Raw genomic sequence first — 3587 nt, forward strand, 5'->3', positions numbered from 1 at the left:
AAATCTCGATGAAAATTTCCGCCCTACCCGGGTCAGTTCTCAGTGAAAATCAACAGTCAGGATGCTTCCTTGGCAAGGCAGGGACTTTTCGGAATCATACGTATTGGCGTCATTCCGACGGCAGTTCATCTTATTCCCCTGATCCTGCAGGATATAAGGAAAGATGCTGGACCATGTGCCAGTGCCGTACAGGTCATTCCAAATGAAGACATCATTTCGAAGTTGATTTCAAAGGAAATTGATTTCAGCATTATGTATACGGATCAAATGCCTCAGGCCAATTCGTTCGAGGTGCGTACACTTTACGCGGAACATCAGGTTCTGGCTGCCGTAGATGATTCTGAGCTTCCGCTTCAACCGGAAATCACCTGGGAAGAAGCAGCGACTCTTCCGTTGGCATTACTGACAAAAGGTATGCATTGTCGGCAATTGATTGATACCGGGTTTCAAATCGCTGGTGTTACTCCCAATGTACAAATGGAATCAGATTCTCTGGAACTCATACACGCCGAGTTGATGCTTGGTAATGTCGTAACGATACTTCCCATCGCCTCTTTTCCCTTGCGCATATCAGGTGAACAAAAGCTGCAAAAGCGGGCTCTTCAGGGGTTCTCACCAGGTTTCATTGGTCTTTGCAGGATGAAGGACGAACCGATAACGACTTTTGCATCTCGTGCCTGGGGCACTGCTGTAGCAATCGACTACGCTCATGCCATTGAAAAATCCTGTCTGACTCCGGTTGAAACAGAAAAATAAAAATAAATTAGGGAGCAATATACTTTTTTATTCCGTTCGGAAAAAGTGCAGGACACCCAGCTTTTTTCGAAGAACGTAGAGTATGCACTTCTTTTATGGAGCGCATATAGGGTTTTTGCTTTGGAGAACGTAAATGGTCTTTAGAAACTGCAAACACGCGTGCTGCATTGCCGCATTCGTCACGATCCTTCTGGGTCTGTCAGGATGTGCGGATACGGCAGGGCAAGCAAACAACAGACAATCTGTGTACAATGCGATAAAAAATATCCAGTCTGATCCGCATACTATTCCAGATCGCGGTATGTTTTAGAATAAAAATATGTCAGCAGGATCGTCATGACGAGGCATGGAGGCGATAGTCAGACGCAGACTTCCGTTCAAATCTGTTTCAGGCTCCGTGAGGGGATTGAAGATGGCGACCTGCATTGGCTGACAGACGAACAGGTAGTGCGTCTGCGGCCCTTTTCCCGAAAAGCCATGGCACGGCTCAGGTTGACGAACTCTGCATGCTGAGTGGGGGCATCTTCGTCAATCGGACAGTGGTGCTTCCATAAAGAATTGTCCGTATTGCTGCTTTCATTTTCAGAAACGGACATATCTCTTCGTTCTGTCCACAAAATCCGTCTATTTGTAATAATAATTGCTTCGAGAATTTTTAAATATAATTTATATATTTTATAAAATTAATCAGATGCTTTCTGTGAGTATTTTACCTTCGTGAATATTCACATTGTTGTGAGTATTCAACCATAAACAGAATTCTTGATGGACATCAATGCTTCACTCCTGCTAGTGACATATTTTTTCGCAATTCACATCAGGCAGGAAATACCGCAATGGCAGACCTTCCCTGGACCAGCTCAAAACGTGAGGCCCCGGAACCCGTTCGCGGTGATCGTGGGGCGAGCATTCTTGGACCGCGCAATCTTCCACGTGAACGCGAGGTTCCCGATCTGCTGGCGTCACCGGACACGGATGCGGGGACAATTCCCAATCTGAAATTCTCTTATGCCGACGCACGCAATCGTCTTGGCTCCGGTGGGTGGGCGCGTGAAATTACCATTCGCGAACTCCCGGTCGCTACAACGCTTGCGGGAGTGAACATGCGGCTCAAACCCGGCGGGTATCGAGAGCTTCATTATCACAAGGAAGCTGAATGGGGTTTCATGATCGCTGGGAAAGCGCGGGTCACGGCGCTGGATACAAGCGGACACCCTTTTGTTGATGATGTTGAAGCCGGGGATATCTGGAATTTTCCCGCCGGGATTCCTCACTCCATTCAGGGACTTGGCGATGAGGGATGCGAATTCCTTCTTGTTTTTGATGACGCGAATTTTTCTGAAAACGAAACTTTCCTGATCAGCGACTGGTTCGCTCATACGCCGCGACATGTTCTGGCGAAGAATTTCGGTGTGCCGGAATCCGTTTTCGCCAATCTGCCAACAGATGTGGAAAAAACGCGCTGGATCTTCAATGGAACCGAACCGACGGTTGCAAAGGAAGATGCGATCAAATGTCCGCAGGGTCCGTCGCAGATCCGGTATACGCATCGGTTTTTGAAGCAGGAGCCTGCGAAAGCTGCTGGCGGAACCGTGCGGGTTGTCGATTCCCGTAACTTTCCGGCGGCCTCGACCATTGCCGCTGCAATTAATGTTGTGGAACCGGGGAGGATGCGCGAACTCCACTGGCATCCGAACAATGACGAGTGGCAGTATTTCGTTCGTGGCCGTGCACGTATGACGGTTTTCGCATCGGGCGGGAAGGCGCGAACCTTCGATTACTGTGCGGGCGATGTGGGTTATGTGCCGCTCGGGATGGGGCATTATCTGGAAAATATCGGCGATGAACCGATGGTTTTTCTGGAAGCGTTCAAGAGCGATCACTTCGCCGATTTCTCGGCCAATCAGTGGTTGGGCCTGTCGCCGCGTCAGATGGTGAAGGAACATCTCAATCTTGATGATGAAACGTTGTCGAAACTGCGGCAGGACAAACCGCTGATCGTCTGATGACACCGCTGATACGCTCGGCCCTGCGCGTTCTCGCGCTGAGTCTTGTGGCGGGGTATGTGGATGCCGTGGGGTATGTTGAACTCCACGGCATTTTCACGGCCGCGATGACGGGAAATTCGACCACCTTCGGGATCTCCCTGGCCGACCGGGATCTGGCCAGAGCCGGCGCGATCGGCACGGTTCTGGGGCTGTTTTTTTTCGGAGCGCTGGCGGCGAGTCTGTTGCGGCGGGCTTTGCCGGCATACCGGCATGAGTGGCTGTGGATGGCGGGATTGCTGGTTCTGGCTCAGGGCGTCCACTGGTCTCATGCCGCAGGTGGCAGTGCTCGAATTGAGACGCTGTTGCTGGCGGTTGCGATGGCGATGCAGGGCGAGACGCTTTCACGCTTTTCCGGTATTTCCGTGCAGACGATTGTTGTCACCAATAATATTGTAAAATTCGCTGATAATATTGCGGAGTTTCTCTGTGGGATCTGGCGGGGAAAGAGAGAGTTTTCGCTGGCTTCATTGCTGCCGGGACTTGGCTGGACCGGGTGTATCGCCGGAGCCTTTGTGTCGGTTTTTGCGCGCGGGGCGACTTCGGGGTTCTTTCTGGTTCCGGTGCCGCTGCTGATTGGCCTGTTTTTCCTCTGGCCGGATCAGGGATGATGGGGTGATAATTACCTGCAGCTGACGCAATCCGTCCCACTCGTTCCCTGATTACAAGTCTCCAGTTTCCATTGGCTGCACGTTCCGGAAACGGGTGCAAACATCACAGGGTGAGCGGGAGAACAGACTGCTAACGGGCGACACGTCCTATGGCTGTTGATTTTCACTGAGAACT

3 protein-coding genes are annotated in these 3587 nt (G+C 51.0%); all 3 read left to right on the top strand.

The features are described from left to right. The first annotated feature begins 42 nt into the window (after window positions 1–42). The 3 genes from GXY01S_RS16410 to GXY01S_RS16420 all read left to right on the top strand — a co-directional run bounded on the left by GXY01S_RS16410 (window position 43) and on the right by GXY01S_RS16420 (window position 3412). Window positions 43–756, top strand: coding sequence for a LysR family transcriptional regulator substrate-binding protein (locus GXY01S_RS16410; RefSeq protein WP_082770967.1), 714 nt, complete (start codon window positions 43–45; stop codon window positions 754–756). An 836-nt stretch (window positions 757–1592) separates the two neighbouring features. Continuing rightward, window positions 1593–2762, top strand: coding sequence for an oxalate decarboxylase family bicupin (locus GXY01S_RS16415; RefSeq protein WP_025439994.1), 1170 nt, complete (start codon window positions 1593–1595; stop codon window positions 2760–2762). Continuing rightward, window positions 2762–3412 carry a YoaK family protein gene (locus GXY01S_RS16420; RefSeq protein WP_061276839.1) on the top strand — a complete coding sequence of 217 codons (651 nt, stop codon included), beginning with the start codon at window positions 2762–2764 and terminating at the stop codon, window positions 3410–3412. Before GXY01S_RS16415 ends, GXY01S_RS16420 begins: the two co-directional genes overlap by 1 nt. The last annotated feature ends 175 nt before the right edge of the window (window positions 3413–3587 follow it).

Origin of the sequence: Komagataeibacter xylinus NBRC 15237, assembly GCF_001571345.1 — a bacterium.
Taxonomy (GTDB): Bacteria; Pseudomonadota; Alphaproteobacteria; order Acetobacterales; family Acetobacteraceae; genus Komagataeibacter; species Komagataeibacter xylinus.